This is a genomic window from Streptomyces sp. NPDC036984 (assembly GCF_055607665.1).
Map to the genome: position 1 here is coordinate 1 of NZ_JBVJRL010000084.1, position 1,599 is coordinate 1,599.

Annotated in this window: 1 protein-coding gene; it reads right to left on the reverse strand. The window is 75.7% G+C overall.

From position 1 onward, the window contains the following. A partial coding sequence (locus tag ACZ7DL_RS39055) for a polyketide synthase dehydratase domain-containing protein (RefSeq protein ID WP_470781837.1) occupies positions 1 to 1,599 on the reverse strand: 1,599 nt, incomplete at both ends.

Below are 1,599 nucleotides of genomic sequence, written 5' to 3' on the forward strand. Positions count from 1 at the left end.
ACACACCACCACGCCGCAACCCGCCCTCCGGAACGGCAGGCAGCACCGCCGGCAACCACCGCTGCGCATACCAACACCCCGACCGGAACGCCAGGGTGGCGTCGCCGGCGGGCAGAGTGGACAGGTCCCGCACCGGCCACGGGCCGTTCGCCGGCAGGTCGACCAGGCGCACCTGCCAGTGCGGGTACTCCTTGGCGAGCGAGCCGGCCAGTCCGTGCACGCTCGCGTGCGCGGGCTCGTTCGGCTCGTCGCGGGTGACGGCCTGGGTCGCCACGGTGGCGACGGTCAGGTGCAGCTCGCGGTCGCCGTAACCGGCCGACAGCAGGGACTTGACCAGCCGGAGGACCTCCAGTACGCCCCGGCCCTGCTCCTCGGCCGGTGCGCCGGCCGGCTCGGGCGCGACCCAGAGCACGTGTGCCAGGCCGTCCCGGCCCGCGCTCGCGGCGGAGTCCGCGGTCTCGGCATCGGGGAGTGCGGCGAGCACCCGGCGCCGGTACGGGCCGTCCTCGCCGACCACCAGCACGGTGCCCGCGGGCACCGGGTCGGCGGCCCGCAGTTCCTCGGTGGGTACGGGCGTCCAGCTCGGGACCAGGAACACGCCCTCGCCCTCGTCGGCGCCGTCCCGGTCCGCCGGTGCGGCGGAAGGTGCCGGGAGCGCGGGGGCGGTCGCGGGCCGGTCGAGTTCGCGCAGGGTCAGCCCGCCGATCCGGACCCGGACCGTGCCGTCCGCTGCGCACACGTCCACATCGAAGGTGGACGCACCGGTGGCCCGGGCGATCGCCACGGGACGCTCCGGGCAGGGCCCGAACACGGCGACCTCGTCGACCGCGAACGGCACGGCGGAGGCCGACGCGCCCGTGCCGGCGCTGAAGGCGACGACGGTCTGGAGGGCGGCGTCCAGCAGGCTCGGGTGGAGCCAGTAGTCCCCGGAGGCGACGTCCGGCGGCGGCAGCAGGGACGCCACCGCCCGGTCGGCGCCGAGGTGGACGTCGGTGAGGGCACGCAGGCGCGGCCCGTGCTCGATGCCCCGGGCACGCAGCGCGGCGTAGTTCTCCTCAGCGGTGATCCGGCGTCCGGCCGGCGGGGCCGGGTCCGCGGTGGGCGCGGGGCGGGTCAGTCGCTCGGCCTCGCCCTGGCAGTGCGTCTCCCCGTCCTCGCCGTGGACGGCGAAGCCGATCGCCCCGGACGGCGTGGTGGAGAGCGTGATCCGCAGCGTGACCGGGGAGCCGTCCGAGACCACCGGGCGGGGCCAGGTGACGTTGCGCAGCCGGAGGGACTGCTCGCCCTCGTCGAGGGCGAGGCACACCGCCGCGCGGGCCATTTCGAGGGAGACGACGCCGGGCAGCAGGGACCGCCCACCCACGATGTGGTCGGCGAGGAAGAACTCGTCACCGGTCAGCGTGGTGGTGAACCGGGTCGTGCCCAGGACCGAGGTGTTGCCGTGGACGAGCGGGTGCAGGTGCTCGTGCCCACCGGCCGTCGCGCGCTGTTCGGACTGCACCGGCCAGTAGCGGCGGCGGGCGAAGGGATACGTCGGCAACGGCACCCGACCGAAGCCACCCCCCGCGAACAGCACCCCGAAATCGAAGTCCTGCCCCT